We start from the raw sequence: 18897 nt of genomic DNA on the forward strand, positions 1-18897 counted from the left end.
TCTAGTTTATATAATACAACCGTTTATTGCAAACGCTATCATTTTTCTTGATATTAATCATTTAAAAAATATGGCAATTTTGTGTACGGTCTGCTATGATTATTTTTGAGTTCAATTGCAAGAAATCGCATTCAATTGTGAATAATTTCACAAAAGTTAAATGAATTGAAAGGAGAATTTTCAAAATGACGGAAAATAAATGGGCTATAATCATTGGTTCTATCGTGTTACTAGCATTTTTCTTACCATTTACGTTACTAACTAATATTGAAAAATGGTATGGTAGTTTTTTTATTTGGATTGTACTTACATTAATCGTTATTTTCTGTAATATCACTTTTACAAAGAATTGGGGTAAATACAAATGAATACGACAATGATTTGGTGGGGAATTGTTATTTATATAATTATTGCTATAGTTATTGCATTTCTCTCCCGACAAGGGAAACAATCCAATATGACCTCTTACTTTTTAGGAGACAGAAAATTAGGCGGTTTTGTTTCGGCACTAAGTTATAGTGCAACTACATATAGTGCTTTTATGTTAGTCGGACTAGCAGGTTTAACCTACAGTGGAGGTGTAGGGGCATTAGGATTTGAATTAATTTATTTAATGGGAGTTTCTCTAGTCGCTTTTTTCGGTCCTCGTTATTGGCTCGTTGGAAAGAAATACGGATATGTAACACCATCACAAATGCTCGGCGATCGCTATCAACATAGAGGTGTAGCCATTACGGTTGCTATTTTTAATGGGTTATTTCTAATCCCCTATAGCGCTGTACAATTAGCAGGTATTGGATATTTATTACAAGGTGTCTCGAATCAAGCAATCACATTTAGCACAGGAGTCATTATTGCAACACTTTTAGCTATTATCTTCTCATATATTGCTGGTATTCGTTCTGTTGCTTGGACAGACTCATTACAATCTTTATTTATGATTATCGGTTCTACACTAGTAGTTATGTTCTTAGTAAATAAATTGGGTGGTATCACTGGGTTCTTTAATCAATTAGAAACTCACAGTCCAGAGATGTTAACTGTTCCAGGTAATGGATATTTTAACTTTTGGACATTTTTAGGATTAACAATTCCTTGGTTTTTCTTTAGTATTTCCAATCCACAAGTTAGTCAGCGATTATTTATGCCTTCATCCTTAAAAAGCATGCGTCAAATGTTAATTGGCTTTATGCTATTTGGATTTATTTATACGCTTGTTGCAACTATGTGGGGGTTCACTGCTTTTATTTTAAACCCAGGAATGGAAAATGCGGATCTCGCAACACCATTTGTACTATCGTCGGATGCTATCCCTTCTGTATTAGCGGTCATAGTAATGATTGGTATTATGGCAGCAGCTATTTCAACCATTGACTCTATATTACTTACAGTGTCGTCTTTATTTGCAAAAGATGTTTATGGTAACATTTCAAAAAATAGCAATGATCAAGCTCAATTAAAAGTCGGAAAAATCATTATCCCTATTATTGCTCTTCTTGCATTTTTATTTGCAGAATTACAATTAGACCTCATCGCAGTATTATCAGTGGCATCTTCTGCAGGACTTATCGTAGTAGTTCCAGCAATTATAGGATGTTTCTTTTGGAAACGAGGCACTGCTGCAGGTGTTCTATCGAGTGTCATTATTGCTGGATTACTTGTGTGTATTCTAGAGATTTTCCAGTTAAAACCATTAGGATTAGCTTCTGGTCTATGGGGATTATTGGTATCGACCGTATTATTTATTATTGTCAGTATACTGACTAAGGCACCTAAGCAAAAAGCAGATGAATTTATAGATTATATCAAAAATGAAATGAAAAGTGTCAATTCCTAACAAAGGAGATTTCATTCAACGGGAATTTTGTTTTTTCACACTAAATGCTAGTACCGCAAAGGACCTTGAAAAGAAACGGGCATCTACGTTCAATTATCCTCTTATGCTAGGCCTCTTTGGTCTTGAAGTAAGGGATTCCAGTTACATGAGCAATAAATAACAATAGTAATTTTAAGGTATGGATATATTTCTAGTTGGTTATCCTATTCCATAGCGAAACTTCATTTATCGGGGGAATTGCTGATATTTACGGAAAGGAAAACTAACAATGAGATATATTGGAGCACTTTTTTTGAAATTTTTAATTACATTATTCACTTTATGGATTGTTCTTGGTTTTATATATGGTAATTTATTCAGCTCTATTTTTCTACTAAGTATGATTGTTGCAACTATCACATACATTGGCGACTTGTTCATTTTACCAAAACTAAGTTCACAAACTGCTGTCATAGCTGATTTTATCTTATACTGGGCTGTACTTTGGTTAGCGAGTATAATCATAATCAGTGAAATGAATAGTATTGGTATAGCTACGCTTATATCTGCTATTGCTTTATCTTTAATCGAAATATACTTTCATCGTTATATGTTGAATGATGTCATTCGTCAGAAAAAGATGGGAGAAATCGCATACTTTCCCACACATCGTTTTCAAACTGAAACGAGTGAAGAAATAACTCCATCTAATAATAATGATGATGATAGCAATAAAGAATAACGACAAAAACAGGACCCTAAGTTACCTTAGAGGTCCTGTCCTTTATCTTCATAATTACTACGTTAATTTAGATAATAACTGTTGTTGAATTTGCTTTGCCAACTCTAAATCCGATTGTAGTTTTTGATTATGTTCTTGATTTGGATATGCATCCATATACTCTATTAGTTGATGATAAGCTTGCTCATGTTTACCTAAAAGATAATATAAATTCTCTAACTCATGATGGGATAAAAATCTTGTCAAATTTTTCTCGCTCTCCTTTATTTTTACAATATAACTCGTTATTTACTATATACAAAAAAAACAACTTTTATACCACCAAAAGTTCATTATCTGAATAACTTTATCTCTTATTTTTTAAGGAACTCTGCCTATACATATACCAAAAAGAGGTCGTGACAAAACAAAATGTTTTTAATAAGCGAAGTATATTTCTGAAGCGGTTTTTCAAACCCAAATCATTCGAAATATTTTCATGTTAACACGTTCGTCACAACCTCTTAATTATCTGAGATATTCTTAATTATGATATTTTAATTTTCACAATGTGTTTACTGACCATATTGTTTTTGTTCTTTCCGTCGTACAAATCTCTCCAATTTATCCAGTTCATAAAACAGTTCAATTATACTATTAGCTACAGGAAAGACATAGTGCCATTTTTCATAGTCACTACCTTGAAGAGCCTCAATTAAGTTATTAATCGTTACCCGCATTGCGTTTTTTGTTTCTTTTTGTAAATCTCGATCCAATACGATACGATCTTCATACATTAAAAATACATTTTCACTATAATTATTAATCTCACTTACTAATTTTTTTATTAGATGTGACTTTCCGCTAGCAATCTTTTCAATCTCATGTAAATTCTTTTCTAATTCAATAATTAATGTAAATTTCTTTCTTAAAACTTGAATCATATGCTGATAAATTATAATGTTTCTTAAAAAATCGATACGTTTACGAATAAATAAGCGATTTCTTTCATCCGTAATGATATCAAAATAATCTCTTGCTTTATTAATTTCCTTCTCTATTTCCCGTTCCTCATCTCTTACTTGTGGAATACTCATTGTTTTACTAGGGATAACACGAAGAAGAAAATTCGATTTTTCACTCGCTCGTTTAATCATACTAAACAATATTTTTTGATGATCTGGTGGATTCACGATGACATTAATAACAAAAGCGGATATTACCCCGACTGCTACTAATGAAACTCGTTCTACAATGTACAACATATTTGCATGATCACCCGTACTTGCCAGCATAATACTGACTATTGTTAGAACTGTTAAACTAACCGTTTTATTTAAACCTAATTTAATGTTAATTGCAATTGCAATAATCACAACCGCTCCAACGGATATCGGATGACTTCCTAACAATACAATGCCGATAACTGCAAAGATAACACCTACCGTGTTTGATAGTAATACTTCTTTAATGTAGTTAAAAGACCGCATAATAGATGGTTGCATTGCAAGTACCGTAGCAATAGCGGCAATAATCTCAAATTGCAAATCAAACAATCCTGTGATAAGCAATGTCAGCGCAACGGCAAGGCCCGTTTTAACCATACGCGGTCCTATATTAAATTCCATGTTTTTTGCACCTCACTAGCAGTAGTATACCTTTTTCTTTGATGTCTGTCACCACAAATATCGAGGCAATACAGCTAATGCATGGAGAAGTCTCTATAGCTGGATAGAAATATATTTCACCTCTACATATTCTTCTATTCCATGATGACCGCCTTCTCTTCCAATCCCACTTTCTTTAAAACCTCCAAATGGAGCTTGAGCAGTGGATGGCACCCCATCGTTCACACCTACAATACCATATTCTAATTGTTCACTTATACGAATTGCTGTAGACAGATTTTCTGTAAATAGATATGCTGCTAGTCCATATGGAGAGTGGTTTGCACGTTTGACCGCTTCTTCTTCAGTTGTAAAAGTTGTAACGGGAGCTAATGGACCAAATGTCTCTTCAGTCATACACAACATATCATCGGTAACATCGGATAGGATAGTTGGTTTATAAAACAAACTATCCTTGCCCTCCTTACCTCCTCCATATACTATGGAAGCCCCTTTATTTACTGCATCTTGTATATGTGTTTCTACTTTGTCCAACGCATCATGGTCAATAAGCGGTCCCACATCTATACCTTCTTCTAATCCATTACCAACTCTTAACTCTCTTACTTTCCGTTCAAACGCTTCGTTAAACTCATCTTTTATCGATTCGTGTACGTATATACGATTCGTACACACACAGGTTTGACCAGCATTTCGGAATTTTGATGCTTGCGCCTGCTGCTGCCTTTTCAATGTTAGCATCTTTCATAACTATTAAAGGCGCATGGCCACCTAACTCTAAGGATACTTTTTTCACTGTTTCTGCTGATTTTCTCATTAATATTTTTCCTACTTCTGTAGAACCAGTAAAGGATATCTTTCTAACTCTACTATCTTCCATCCATGCATCACTAATCTCACCCGAACTTCCAGTTACAACTTGCAAAACTCCTCTTGGAATTCCTGCTTCCTCCGCTAACTCTGCTAATCGAATTGCTGTTCTAGGGGTTGCACTGGCAGGTTTAACTACAGCTGTACAACCAACAGCCATTGCAGGAGCAACTTTTCGGGTAATCATAGCAGCCGGGAAATTCCATGGAGTAATCGCTGCTATAACACCTACCGGCTGACGCTGTACAAGAATACGCTTGTCTGCTTTAGATGCAGGTATCGTCTCCCCATAAAGCCGCTTCCCTTCCTCAGCGTACCAAGATACAAAATTATTCGCATATTGTACCTCTCCCAAAGCTTCTTTAAATGGCTTTCCCTGTTCCATTGTCATTATTTTAGCTAACTCTTCTTGATGTTCTGTAATTAATGTATTCCATTTCATTAACAACTCACTTCGTTCATAAGCCGTAAGTTTGGACCAATCATTGAAAGCTTCAGATGCTTGATCAATAGCTTCTCTTGCTTCAACTTTACCTCCACGCTCAACACGATCAATCACTTCACCTGTTGCCGGATTTGTCACTTCAATCCATTCTTTCATTATTGCCATACTTGTAACCTCCTATATATTTCTATTCATTTTCTGTACTCTATTATACCTTTTCCCTTATTTCCATACGATGTAATCGTTCGACAATAAATGATAATAAATTAGATATAAACATAATGTACTAGTAAGCTGGAATCTATTTTTAGGTGGATACCTATTCTGGACGTATCTAGGATTAGTATATAAGTTTATTTGTATTGTCCTTAACAGTTATCTATCAAAAAAGGCCCAAATCTTATAAAAGAATTGGACCTCTACGTTCATTTTTTTATTTAATGCCTTAAAAAATTTATTTCACTTGATATACGCGTTGATGATTTTGCATTCCTGTCAGACAAATTTCAGCTGGGTCTTCATTTGTTGACCATTCAGCGACTGAACCATCTGTTGGGATTTGTTGTTCAAAGATTTTTTCATATTCGGAAACAGATATTTTTTGGCGTTTTTCAAACATAGCATTATGTTCTGTATGGTGTAGTTGTTTTTCAAAACCTTCTTGTAATATACCAGAGAAAAATTCTCCCACAGCACCAGAACCATAACTATACATTCCAATTTTATCGCCAGCTTTTAATTCCTCACTGTTTTCCAATAATGAGAGTAGACTCAAATAAAGTGAACCTGTATAGATATTTCCTATATTGCGATTATATTGGGTACTTAATTGATATTGGTCCTTCAAACGCGTTTGAGTTTCTTCCCCAACCTCATCCAATACTGTACGCAAAGCTTTCAATCCCATTTTCGTATAAGGTAAATGAAAACAAATTGCTGCAAAATCTTCTAAGCTGCGGTCTGTTTGCTCTTTGTATGAATTCCATACTTTTTGAAAAAATGCAATATACTGTTCGTTGGAGTACTTTCCATCAACAAATGCTGTATCCGAGTACACAGGTCTCCAGAAATCCATAATATCGTCAGTATAATAGGTACTTTCTTGTTCAATTTCCATTATTCTTGGCTCAGCAGAAATTAATAGCGCAACTGCACCGGCTCCTTGTGTCGATTCTCCAGGAGTCTTTAATCCATATCGTGCAATATCCGATCCTAATACTAATACTTTTCGATTTGGGTTTAAAGCTATATGTCCTCTTGCCATCTGAATACCTGCTGTTGCACCATAACAAGCTTGTTTCAATTCAATAGCTCGTGCATGTGGTTGCAATCCCAATAACTGATGTACATTTACTGCAGCTGATTTGGAATGATCAATACCTGATTCTGTACCAAAAATAACCATATCAATATCTTGTTTATCAGTATCGTCTAATATTTGTGCCGCTGCATTCGCAGCTAACGTAACTGTATCTTGTGTAATGGGCGACACTGCCATTTTTTCTTGGCCAATACCTATTGTAAATTTTTCTGGTTCAACTCCACGCTCTTTTGCTAGTTCATTCATATCTAAATATAAATGTGGAGCATAAAAACCAATTTTATCTATTCCTATCTTCAATGTCATTCTCCTTCACTATTACAACTTGTCTTATACATCTATTTCTAATAAAATGCTCGAAATCTAATACTTAAATGATAATATAACCTTTCTCTAAAAATCAACTAAGTTAGCTATCCTCTTATTTTCTTTTGTTAATTTCCAATGTACTTTCAATTTGTATACCTTGAATTGCTTGTGTCGCTAAATGATCAGCTTCCTTATTATTCTTTCTTGATATAACTTGATAATCAGGTTGAATTCCAAGTTGTTCTACTTTAATTTCAATACGTTCTATCCATCTTTGAAGATTCTCTTCATAACAAGGCCACTCTTCATTCAACTGATGAATAACTACCATAGAGTCTCCTTTAAAAGTAATCGACTGATTTGTAGCCCCCATTTCCTCGAGTATCTCTAAACTATGATATAATCCGGCATATTCCGCTTCATTATTGTTATCTAACTGCTCTAATTTTACGTTCTTTCTATGTCGAAAGTATTTATTGTTCTTTTCAAAATAAATAACTACTCCAACACCTGCAATCAAATCATTTCTATCATAGCCCCCATCAAAATAAACCAAAATATGATGTGGCTCCTCTTCCACTTGGGCTACTAGACGTTTTAATTCTTTGATCGTCCAAGTTCGGTCAAGGTCGTCTATTGCATATAAATTTTGAACGGACCGCTCTTTTTCTAACTTCTCTGCAATTATAACGCTATCTTCTATACGCATTTCATCTGACAGGAAATTTATCTCCATTTCTTTTCCAGCTCGATACATATATGCTAACCGTATATTCACTTTATCCCCACCAATCATCATTTAATTTCCATCTTAGTCTTTTCCCAAAATGTGAAAAAAGATCGGAAATCCGATCTTTTATTTCACAATTAAATTTGTATGACTATACCCTTCTTTCGTCTTTTTCACTTCAATGGTAGCAGGTAATATGTCTTTTAATTCTTGGACGTGCGATATTACACCGATTAATCTTCCAGACTTTTGTAGTTGTACTAACGTATCTATTGCCTTCGTTAATGATTCCTCATCCAATGAGCCAAAGCCTTCATCAATAAACATTGTTTGGATCATAACATTACCTTGAAAACTTTGAATTACATCAGACATGCCTAAAGCTAGACAAAGAGAGGCATTAAATTTTTCACCGCCGGACAACGTTTTAACATCTCTTGTTTGACCAGTATATGTATCATAAACATCTAAAGCAAGTCCACTTTGTCGACCATGAGATTCTTGTCGATCACTTCTAGTTAAATAAAATTGTCCATTAGATAAGTCTTTTAACCGATAATTAGCAGCTTCGATAATCTGTTCTAGATATTCCATTTGTAAATACCTTTCAAAAGAAACCTTCTTCTGATTTTGTCCACGTAATACATCATAAATCTCTGTAATCACCATTAAATTATTTTCTGTTTCTGCAACTTCATTGTGTAATACTTCCATTCGATCTTTAATTGAATAAATTTCTTGGTTATACTTTTTAAGTGTATTTAATTGATTTAAATTTTGTTCAAAATCACGTTTTAAATCCCTAAGTCTTTCTTCTAAGTAGCCAAGATCTTGTTTTTCTTCTTTCGCTAAAGTTGCTTCTAATTCTTTAATTTGACTGTCTAATTGTTGCTTTTCCTGGTTATACATTTCAACTTGTTGTTTATGCTCAACATATATATTTTCTTCTAATTTCGCTTCGTGGTATGTTCCTAAAGTAAAACCAGCTTCACTCACTTTTTGTTCAAATGTTTTGTTGGCTTTTTCTACTTGTTTATTCAGTTCTGTTATTTGTTTTTGATAATTCTTTACCTCAGAACGGATTTCCAAATGCCATTGTGTAATTTGCTGATATTGTTGTTGAATATCCTTCCATGCTTGATCCATTTCTTGTTTTTGTTGTTTTTGATTACGTAAATTTGCTTTCAGTTCCGATAACTGATGAAACTCTTCTGGCACTTGTCTCTTTTTCTCTGTATGGCTAGCCTGCTTTGTTTGTATCAAAGCAAATAGATCTTGATATTTTTGCTTTAGATGTTCAAATGCTTCTTTATTCTCTTTATCTTCTTGTTTTTGTTGCTCTAATCTTTCTTCGTATTGGTTTCGTTTCTCTTTTGCCTGCTCAATTTCCTTTTCTTTTTCAGCTAATTGTTTGCCTTCTTGTACAATTTCATTGAAAGTTTTAGATGGTTCGTCCAGTAATACCCCCCATTCATTAAGTTCAGTAAACACTTCATTCAAAGAAGATTTATTTGAAGATAGCGCAACTTGTTGTTCCTGCCAAGAATGATTTTTTTCTTCCATTTGATTCTGAAGGGACTCTAACGCTTCTTTCGTAATCGGTTGTTTTTCCATAGAAGCTTTTTTAGGATGTGCAGTACTTCCACAAACTGGGCATTCCACTCCATCATGTAAATGTGAAGCCAATACAAATGCTTGGTTATTTATCCAATTTTGTTCCATTTCTTGATATTGTTTTTTACTATTTTCATAAGCCTTTTTTGTTTGTTGATACTTGTATTGAATATTCGATTCTTCTTTTTGTAAACTAATCAACCTTTGAAGTAACTTTCCAATTTGCCTTAATTCAGTTAATCGCTTATTTAACTCGGAAGCTTTCTCAACTTGTTTTGTTAATTCCTTTATTTTTTCAGCTAAGCTTTCTTGTTCCTTCTCTCTTCTATCAAGTAACTGTCTGTCCTCACGTATCTTATGCTCCTGTTGATTAATCTGATTATTTAAAGAATTAATTTCATTTCTTTCAGAGTCCAGCTGCTCAACTATAGGAAGATACGATTCCAGTTGATTTATATAGATCGATACTTTTTCTCGCTGTTCGCTCTTTTCTTCTTCTTTTTTATATTGTGAGGTGACTAATTTTAGTTGTTCAGAAGCTTGTTGTTCTTTTTTAGTCAGTGTTTTTAGCTGAATCTCCTTTTCTTGTAGTTGTTTTTGGTAGTTTAATACATATTGCTCTGACGGCTCAATTCGCTGAGCTAGTTCAGCTGCTTTTAATTGATTTTCCAATTGGTGTATATCTGCTTCCTTATTCATTAACTCCTGACTATGAAGTTTTTTCACTCGAAGTTGATCAAACTGTTCATTTATATGCTTTGCCGCATAATATTCCTTCAGTGCAGTATCATGATTCTTATAGCTAGAAATGTATTGTTGGTTTTTCTTTTCGATTTCGTGTTGATAATATACTTTTTCATCATTCATCGCTTCTAGAACCTGCTGTACATTATAATACTCTGCTTGAAATACATCTTGTAATTTGGAATTCTCACGGAGTGGAAAAATAGAAGAAATTTGCTTCATTGTTTGATCTAACTGATCCGATACTCGATTATACGATTGTTCAAAAGTACTTTTTTTCTGACGCAATATTTCATTCATATACTTATAATGTTCTGTTTTAAATAACCTTCTTAATATTGCTTCTTTATTCTCCGTTTCTGAGGTTAATAGTTTTCGAAATTCACCTTGAGGTAGCATGACTATTTGTTTAAATTGATCTTGTGTCAGACCTATTAGCTCTTCAATCTTTTTATCTATCTCACTTACAATCTGTCTGTCTACTATCGAAATTTCTTGTAGATCCGTTATTTCAAATAGTTCATACTTCTCACCGGTCTTTGTTTTATTTCCTTTTTTTATGTGACCAGGCTGACGTAATACTCGATAGATTTTCTCTTTAATCGTAAAGACCAATTCTACGGATGTGTGTACGTGATCCTCTGCAAAATCACTTCGAAGTAATCGGTTATCTTCTCGATCGGATCCGCTAGCTCTACCATATAAAGCAAAGGCAATTCCATCAAATATCGTTGTTTTTCCTGCTCCTGTATTGCCTGATATAGAAAAAAGCTGTACGTCACCTAATTTGGTAAAGTCAATTATTTCTGTATCTTTATAAGGTCCAAAAGCAGTTAATTTAAGATATAATGGTCGCAATATTTACACCTCCATTCACTTCGCCTTGACTTCTTTATGTTCTTCTTTATTTAATTCATCCATTATTGTTTTAATAATTTCAATTGCCTCTTCTGAAGGTCCTTCACCTTTTACTTCTTTATAAAAAGCATGGAAAAGTTCCATTTCATTCATTTTTGTCTTCGGTATTGAATCTTCATCTTTCAAAGAAATTGGTGAAACTTGAGCTCGTTCAACATGCATTGCATTTGGATAGATTGAGCGGACTTTTTCCATTGGCGATAATACTGGAGTCTGATCCATTAATTGAACAAACACATAATCATCGCTTCGGTTTTCATTAAAAATTTGCTCTATCGTCATTTTCACACGACGCATATCTCTAAGTGGATATAAGTGCCTTTTCTCAACACAGACTTCCCCATTTTCAGCCAACTCTACAATAAGAAAGCCTTTTTTATGATTTTCTTCTGATATAGAATATTTCAAAGGAGATCCAGAATAACGGATTTTTTCATCTAATACATAATGCGCTTGATGGAGATGTCCCAGTGCTGTATAGTCAAATATTTTAAAATGATGTGCATCTACATATTCTGCTCCACCTATGGAAAGCGGACGTTCCGAATCACTTGTATTCTCACGTTCTTCACCAAATGGCGTGACAAAAGCATGTCCAATAGCGACATGCCTTGCATGAGGAGCCATATTTTCACGAATTTTATTTATTATATATTTTGCAGCATCATCATGTGTAATGATCTCGTCATTTTTAAAAATAGTGCGCACCGTACTAGGATCCGTATAAGGAATAAAATGAAAATGTACTTCCCCAAAAGAATCTTTCAAAATGACTGGTTCTAATTCTGTTGATAATTTACCGGTAACATGGTAACCGTTCTCTTTCATTAATCCACTTCCAAAATGTAGCCTTCCAGGACTATCATGGTTTCCAGCAATTGCTAATACCGGAATATTAAGTCCATGGATTATTTTATCTAATGTCTTGTCTAATAAGTGTACTGCGTCAACTGGAGGAACTGCTCGATCATAGAGGTCTCCCGCAATAATTACTACATCCGGTTGTTCCTTTTCAACTTCCGCAACAAATTGATTTAGTATATAATTTTGGTCTTCTGTCATATAAATTCCTTGAACCAGCTTTCCCAAATGCCAATCTGCAGTATGGAATATTTTCATTATTTCACTCCTAGCATAAGTTCTTTTTTTGTATGTAACAGAAAGTAAAGTAATGACCTACTCTAACAACATTTAAGCGGGGGGGGGGGAATATAACCCCCCACTAATTTTAGCTCCCCTTTATAATAATCCTTCTTGCTCAAATAAATAACGATAAGGAATATCTAAAAATATATACCGTCCATCTGTAAGCGGATAAGAATATGTACGGATTAATTCCGACTTATCTATATCCGTATACAGATCAGAAAGTAAACCTTTCTTCTCTAAGTTCATCCTCATTACATTTTCAAAGAAATAAGGTCGCCAACTCCAGTTTTTATTTAAACCTTCTTTAACCAGTTTCCACGTATCTTCTTGATCTTTTTCTGCGTTGGAAGAAAGTTGAATACCTTCCTCATTACAAATATAAACCCGAAATGCGAATTCTTTACATGCCTTACCTACATTTAATATAAATTCGTCATAGTTATCTGTTAAAGTCGATTGTGTTAAAATACTAGTAAACGTAGCATGTATTTTTTCTAGAAGTTCCAGTTGCGCTTTCCCCTTTTTTCGTTCATATGTAACGAATTGCTTAAAACTAACTTGAATGACTGATTTACAGCTATCAACTTCTACAAAATCATTTTGAGGATGAATTAAGTACCTACCTTGATAGTATTGGCCCCCACTTCTCCATGCATAATTAAATTGATTATAATTATTAATTCCTTTAAACAGGAGAGACGCACCAATTTTGCGTGACAACATGGAAATTGCATGATAGACATCTTTGTATAGATGAGGTAGTAAATCATCCTTTAGAAAACTTGTATCTACTTTTAATACATTTGGATGTAATGTAGCTAATTGGTCAAGGATACCATTTGGATTTTCCAGTTGAATACTAACTTTTACGCCTAATGTTTTTAAATATTTTATTAGGTTGGATAGTTGATCCATATCTTTAGGAAATGCAGTGTCTTTCACTTCTAATATAATTTCATTTAATTTTAATCCTATTGATTGGTATTCTTCAAGTATTGCAAGTAATGCTTCACCGTTGTTTCGTACAAGTAAATCAGCGTCATAGTAGAAAGATAGAAAACTTTTATCTTGCTTTTCAAGCTTATTTTCTATAGCTTTACGCTGAAGATAAGTATTTACTTCAATACGAAATTCATCCGGAATGGATACATCATCAAAAAACCAATCCATACGTTGTAACTTCCCATGCTTATTTTGAAAATAAGCAATCACTTCATATCCAATGATCATTTGCGTATCTGCGCTGACGATCGCTTTATAATAAGGAAGTAATTGGTCCATATCTAACATTACATCTAACGGATCCATATCTAATCCCCCTTTAGACTATTATATCACAGCAAACAAGTACCTCTCTTCCTTTTTAACTCATAATCATGTCAAGTGTTCTGTTACATTTTTTTTAGTTACCATACAAAATCCACATATTAATGAACATTTTGTGAAGCATTTCTCAAACTCTTGTTATTTTAGTTTACGAGTATTAATATTGTCACTGACATGTTAACTTGATAGGATTTAGAATACTATCCATAAACATACCGATGAAAGGGGTATCTACATGAATAAAAAGTGGGCCTATATAATGTTATTAACAGCAACAGCCTTATTTTTAGCAGGTTGTGAACCATTACTCGTACTTGATCCTAAGGGGCCACAAGCAGCAACGACCGCAAATGTTATATGGATTTCAATTATAACGATGGCATTAATTGTAATTGTTGTGATGGTAATGCTAGCAATTGTTTTGTTTAAGTATAGAGCTTCAAAACAAAGTGACGATTATGAGCCACCACACATAGAAGGAAGTCCTGTTGTAGAAGGAATTATTGTTGGTGTTCCAGTATTAATAGTAGCATTCTTAGCAGTTGTTTCTGTAATATCTACGTATCAAGTAGAGTCTGTACCAGAAGGGTATAAAGATGACGAACCTTTAGTTATTTATGCTTCATCTTCAAACTGGAAATGGCATTTTAGTTATCCAGAACAAGACATTGAAACTGTAAACTATGTATTTATACCACAGGATAGAAATGTAGAATTTAGATTATATTCTCATAGTACAATCTCTAGTTTCTGGGTTCCTCAACTAGCTGGACAAAAATATGCGATGGCTGACATGGTAAATACATTGAATGTAGTCGCTGATCATTCAGGCGATTTTGTAGGAAGAAACTCTAACTTTAATGGTGAAGGTTTTGCGGAAAATATGTTTAATGTAACAGTTATGCCTCATGACGAATTCGACACTTGGGTAGAGGAAATTCATGCTACAGCAGATCCTCTTACTGAAGAAAAATTTGAAGAAATATTAGAACCAGGTCATCTCGGTCAAATGACATTCACAGGAACACATCAAGAATTTAAACCTGCTCCTGAAGGTGAGAACAGTCCACATAATCACGGACCATCCGATTCTAATGACGAAGGACACCATCATCACTAATTTATAAGATTCATGCAACAAGAGCATCGAAAGGAGATTCATAAATATGAATATATTAGAAAGATTTGCCATTCCTCCGCATGACGATCCGATGCTTTATGCATCCCTGGTTGCCATTGCACTTGTTTCTATAGCAGTTGTTGTAGGTATTACCTACTTCAAGAAATGGGGATATCTTTGGAACGAATGGTTGACTACCGTTGACCATAAACGTATAGGAATTATGTATATAATTTCAGCACTTCTAATGCTTTTCCGTGGTGGTGCTGATGGAGTTATGATGCGTCTACAAACTTCAGTTCCTGATAACAGTTTCTTAGATGCACAACACTATAATGAAATATTTACTACCCATGGTGTGGTTATGATTTTCTTCATGGCCATGGCATTTATTATTGGTTTAATGAACTATGTTATTCCATTGCAAATTGGTGCGCGAGATGTTGCATTCCCTCGCTTAAACGCACTAAGTTTCTGGCTATACTTTGCTGGTGCAATGTTATTCAATATTTCCTTCGTAGTCGGAGGATCACCTGATGCTGGATGGACAAATTATTATCCACTAGCAGGACCAGAGTTTAGTGAACATGTTGGTGTTAACTACTACAACTGGGCATTACAGATATCTGGTATCGGTACACTGATGACTGGTATTAACTTTGTAGTCACGATTATAAAAATGCGTGCACCAGGTATGAAATTGATGAAAATGCCAATGTTCACTTGGTCTGCATTAATTACAAATATAATTATTGTATTTGCATTCCCTGTTTTAACAATTGCCCTATTAATGGGTACTCTTGACCGTCAGTTCTTTACGAATTTCTTTACAACATCTGATGGCGGTATGGATATGATGTGGGCAAACCTATTCTGGATATGGGGACACCCAGAAGTATATATTTTGATATTACCGGCATTTGGTATTTACAGTCAGATTATCTCGACATTCTCTCAAAGAAACTTATATGGTTATAAATCGATGGTAGCTTCCATGGTTATTATCTCACTATTATCCTTTGTTGTTTGGGTTCACCATTTCTTTACAATGGGTCAAGGTGCACTTACAAATAGTATCTTCTCCATTACAACGATGGCGATAGCAGTTCCAACCGGAATTAAGATATTTAACTGGCTACTGACCATGTGGAAAGGTAAAATTCGATTTACCACACCAATGCTTTATTCCATCGCATTTATTCCTTTATTCACGATTGGTGGAGTAACTGGTGTAATGCTCTCGATCGCAAGTGCTGATTATCAATATCACAATACGATGTTCTTAGTTGCTCACTTCCATAATGTAATTATTCCTGGTGTAGTATTTGCGATGATTGCAGGATTAATTTATTACTGGCCAAAAATGTTTGGTTTCTTACTAAACGAAAGAATTGGTAAATGGGCATTCTGGAATATCGTTATCGGTTTCTGTCTATCCTTTTTCCCAATGTACATCACAGGATTAGACGGGCAAGCAAGACGTATGTACACTTATTCGGAAGCTTCTGGTTTCGGTCCATTAAACTTACTATCGTTTGGTGGAGTAGCATTATTAACCCTAGGATTTATCCTTCTGGTATTCAATATTTACTATAGTTTCCGTCATGCACCAAGAAATGTTGGAGATGATCCATGGAACGCTCGCTCTTTAGAATGGGCTACGCATAATCCAGTTCCAGAGTATAATTTTGCTGTTACACCAACTGTAGATTCAGAAGAAGCATTTTGGGATTACAAGAAAAACGGATATCAGTTGTTTAAAGAACCAATTAGTGACATCCATATGCCAAATAACAGTGGTTGGTCCATTATATTAGCAGGTTTCTTCTTTATCTTTGGTTTCTTCTTTGTATTCCATGTGTGGGCCGGAGTTATTGTAGGAGCAATAGGAATACTAGGCTGTCTACTATACCGTACATTTGAAAAAGATGATGGTCACCATATCCATAAAGAAGAAATTATTGAGACTGAAAAGAAATTTGGAGGTGACAAGAAATGAAAATAGATTCTAATCAACCTCTTGAGTACAGTACCGAACAAAATAAGATGAATATCCTTGGTTTTTGGATATTCTTAGGTGCAGAGATCATGTTATTTGCTACACTGTTTACAAGCTACTTTATTTATGAAGGTCGTGTCGGTTCCGGTCCAGGCGCAGCAGAAATCTTCGAAATTGGACCTGTCATCATTAATACAATGATCTTATTAACGAGTAGTTTTACAATTGGTTTAGCAATACATGCAATGCGAATCCAACGTACTAAAGCAATGATCGGTTTTCTGATTGTTACACTTGCACTTGGTGCAGCGTTTGTCAGTGTTGAAATTTATGAGTTTATTCATTTCTATCACTTAAACGCAACACTACAAACAAGTGGTTTCACTGCAACATTATTTACTACCCTAGCAACACACGGAGCGCACGTTACATTTGGTCTATTCTGGGGAATAATGATTATTATTCAATTAGTAAAGCACGGCTTAACTGCTCAAACAGCGAATAAATCATTTATATTCTCATTATATTGGCATTTCCTTGATGTAATGTGGATCTTCATCTTTAGCTTTGTGTACTTGAAAGGAATGATGTAACATGAAAGAATTATTCCCTATGAAGCAGGTTAACGGATTTATCTTTTCCCTGCTCCTCACAGTGATTGCGCTGAGCGTCTACTTTTTAGACATGTCCTTTGCAATGGGCTTAACAATTCTTATTGTTACAGCATTCATTCAAGCTGGAGTACAACTGATTGTATTTATGCACGCAGGAGAAAGTGAAGATAAAGGTACAATATATACAAGTATTTATTACGGTGCATTGATTGCATTGCTCACCGTATTCGGATCATTACTCGCAATGGTTTGGGGATATATGTAGATTCGAAAAAGCCAAAGGCACTTTTGCCTTTGGCTTTTTTATATGCCTATCTTTAATATAAATTTGTTCGTTGTTCTTTCTCGCTAACAAAAGATTCCTCTGTTGCTACTAAGAAAACACCCATAATAAAGATGAAAGTTGCGCCCATTACCAACCCTATACCAATAGCAGTCACCGCGGTTAAATCGCTTACAAAATATCCATAAATAAATAGTAGAGATCCTATTGTAATTAGCGTCCCACAAATAATTGATACATATTTCAGTAATTTTTGATTGATATCCATGAAACTTCATCCCCTTTGTTTACATTATGCTGCATGTTCAAAAAGTTGTCAATAAGTAAGTTACAATTTTATGAACTAATATATTTAAACTTGACATCAGGACTTTTGGTTTATTTATCTGCATTTCGCAGGTTATTCGTAGCAATTTTTGTATTAACAATTTATACTAAATTTGTATTTTAATTCTTATAGGAGGTTTCATATGCGTAACAAATTATTCACTGCACTATTTATTATGATTCTTAGTTTCACTATTATTCCAACGGTTGCATTTGCAATTGAAGCAGATGATCCAGAATTCGAAGCATTTCTCGTAGAAATTGATTGGGATAAGGAAGATTATATTGAGTACTTAGATAGTAAGTTTTATTCCATTGATGATTTTCCTAACAACGACTACTTAGGTATTCCCGTAACTGAAAAAACGTTAGAAGAAATTTATAACACCTATGATATTACTCATGAAGAGTTAAATGAAAAATTAAGAGAGACAGGACAACTATTTGAAGATGAAGATGTGTTTGATTCAACTTGGTTTTTATTCATTGAAGATGTAGCATTTGCTTTAGATCAAGGAGTAGAGAATTCTGATGAAATACCGGATTGGGACGAGGAAATTACTGAAGAAAATATTCAAGGTCTACTAGAGTTTTATGATTTCAGTTCATCTGAAGAATTAGAAGAGTACTTGAAGAGTATGGGCGATTCTATCGAAAACTACGAGACTATTTGGGATCTCGAATTAGCAGTTGACGCTTATATGGGTGGTCAAGATGTTACTTCTGATTTAACAGATGATTTTTCTGGAGATTTCGGTAGTGGAATGAATATGAGTATATGGGATACGGAGAGTATATTCCCTACTACAGATCCGCATCTTAACGTATTTATCGGTCTTACTCCAATTGCATTCCAAGCAATCTTTTTTTAGTATAAGATGAACTAGGTATTTACGTTTACACTCACAAAAGAGAGGTTAGACAATAAAGCATTAATCAAAAGCACCAATTTTGAACTAATCT

Annotated in this window: 16 protein-coding genes and 1 pseudogene; 8 read left to right on the forward strand and 9 right to left on the reverse strand. The window is 34.3% G+C overall.

Features of this window, described 5'->3' with window-relative positions; all coding sequences use genetic code 11:
- Positions 1-185 precede the first annotated feature (185 nt).
- The 3 genes from C794_RS11860 to C794_RS11870 all read left to right on the forward strand — a co-directional run bounded on the left by C794_RS11860 (position 186) and on the right by C794_RS11870 (position 2558).
- On the forward strand, positions 186-368 hold the full coding sequence (locus C794_RS11860; protein WP_017797353.1) for a hypothetical protein: 183 nt from the start codon (positions 186-188) through the stop codon (positions 366-368).
- The gene (locus C794_RS11865) at positions 365-1837 is read left to right on the forward strand and encodes a sodium:solute symporter family protein (protein ID WP_017797354.1); all 1473 of its coding nucleotides are present in this window, start codon (positions 365-367) and stop codon (positions 1835-1837) included. The genes C794_RS11860 and C794_RS11865 overlap by 4 nt, the downstream gene beginning before the upstream one ends.
- Positions 1838-2105: 268 nt before the next feature.
- On the forward strand, positions 2106-2558 hold the full coding sequence (locus C794_RS11870) for a YndM family protein (RefSeq protein ID WP_017797355.1): 453 nt from the start codon (positions 2106-2108) through the stop codon (positions 2556-2558).
- Positions 2559-2615: 57 nt separating this feature from the next.
- Here C794_RS11870 and C794_RS11875 read toward each other — a convergent pair whose 3' ends face one another.
- The 8 genes and pseudogenes from C794_RS11875 to C794_RS11910 form a co-directional block, all read right to left on the reverse strand.
- Complete coding sequence (locus C794_RS11875; RefSeq protein ID WP_017797356.1) at positions 2616-2804, reverse strand: hypothetical protein; 189 nt, start codon at positions 2802-2804, stop codon at positions 2616-2618.
- Positions 2805-3112: 308 nt separating this feature from the next.
- Positions 3113-4165 carry an FUSC family protein gene (locus C794_RS11880; RefSeq protein ID WP_017797357.1) on the reverse strand — a complete coding sequence of 351 codons (1053 nt, stop codon included), beginning with the start codon at positions 4163-4165 and terminating at the stop codon, positions 3113-3115.
- Positions 4166-4258: 93 nt separating this feature from the next.
- A pseudogene (locus C794_RS19830) lies at positions 4259-5645 on the reverse strand (NAD-dependent succinate-semialdehyde dehydrogenase).
- Between the two features lie 289 nt (positions 5646-5934).
- Positions 5935-7101 carry a hydroxymethylglutaryl-CoA synthase gene (locus C794_RS11890; RefSeq protein WP_017797358.1) on the reverse strand — a complete coding sequence of 389 codons (1167 nt, stop codon included), beginning with the start codon at positions 7099-7101 and terminating at the stop codon, positions 5935-5937.
- Between the two features lie 121 nt (positions 7102-7222).
- On the reverse strand, positions 7223-7909 hold the full coding sequence (locus C794_RS11895) for a ribonuclease H family protein (protein WP_017797359.1): 687 nt from the start codon (positions 7907-7909) through the stop codon (positions 7223-7225).
- A gap of 57 nt (positions 7910-7966) precedes the next feature.
- Positions 7967-11056: an AAA family ATPase gene (locus C794_RS11900; RefSeq protein WP_017797360.1), complete on the reverse strand. Its 3090-nt coding sequence runs from the start codon at positions 11054-11056 to the stop codon at positions 7967-7969.
- A gap of 15 nt (positions 11057-11071) precedes the next feature.
- Positions 11072-12235: an exonuclease SbcCD subunit D gene (locus tag C794_RS11905; RefSeq protein ID WP_017797361.1), complete on the reverse strand. Its 1164-nt coding sequence runs from the start codon at positions 12233-12235 to the stop codon at positions 11072-11074.
- Between the two features lie 120 nt (positions 12236-12355).
- A complete protein-coding gene (locus C794_RS11910) occupies positions 12356-13573 on the reverse strand; it encodes an EAL domain-containing protein (RefSeq protein ID WP_017797362.1) in 1218 nt (405 codons plus the stop codon).
- A gap of 253 nt (positions 13574-13826) precedes the next feature.
- On the opposite strand from C794_RS11910, the gene qoxA reads away from it, so the two are divergent.
- From qoxA to qoxD, 4 genes are read left to right on the forward strand one after another with little or no spacing between them, the layout of a single operon-like run.
- On the forward strand, positions 13827-14711 hold the full coding sequence (gene qoxA, locus C794_RS11915; protein WP_017797363.1) for a cytochrome aa3 quinol oxidase subunit II: 885 nt from the start codon (positions 13827-13829) through the stop codon (positions 14709-14711).
- Positions 14712-14757: 46 nt separating this feature from the next.
- A complete protein-coding gene (qoxB, locus tag C794_RS11920) occupies positions 14758-16710 on the forward strand; it encodes a cytochrome aa3 quinol oxidase subunit I (RefSeq protein ID WP_017797364.1) in 1953 nt (650 codons plus the stop codon).
- Complete coding sequence (locus C794_RS11925; RefSeq protein WP_017797365.1) at positions 16707-17303, forward strand: cytochrome (ubi)quinol oxidase subunit III; 597 nt, start codon at positions 16707-16709, stop codon at positions 17301-17303. Before qoxB ends, C794_RS11925 begins: the two co-directional genes overlap by 4 nt.
- Position 17304: 1 nt before the next feature.
- Positions 17305-17589: a cytochrome aa3 quinol oxidase subunit IV gene (gene qoxD, locus C794_RS11930; RefSeq protein WP_017797366.1), complete on the forward strand. Its 285-nt coding sequence runs from the start codon at positions 17305-17307 to the stop codon at positions 17587-17589.
- Positions 17590-17641: 52 nt separating this feature from the next.
- Here the strand turns inward: qoxD and C794_RS11935 are convergent, their stop codons facing one another.
- Complete coding sequence (locus C794_RS11935; RefSeq protein WP_017797367.1) at positions 17642-17875, reverse strand: hypothetical protein; 234 nt, start codon at positions 17873-17875, stop codon at positions 17642-17644.
- 202 nt (positions 17876-18077) lie between these two features.
- Between C794_RS11935 and C794_RS11940 the strand changes: the two genes are divergently transcribed.
- Positions 18078-18806, forward strand: a complete 729-nt coding sequence (locus C794_RS11940; protein WP_017797368.1) for a processed acidic surface protein — start codon at positions 18078-18080, stop codon at positions 18804-18806.
- Positions 18807-18897 lie beyond the last annotated feature (91 nt).

Origin of the sequence: Oceanobacillus kimchii X50 (assembly GCF_000340475.1) — a bacterium.
Classification (GTDB): Bacteria; Bacillota; Bacilli; order Bacillales; family Amphibacillaceae; genus Oceanobacillus; species Oceanobacillus kimchii.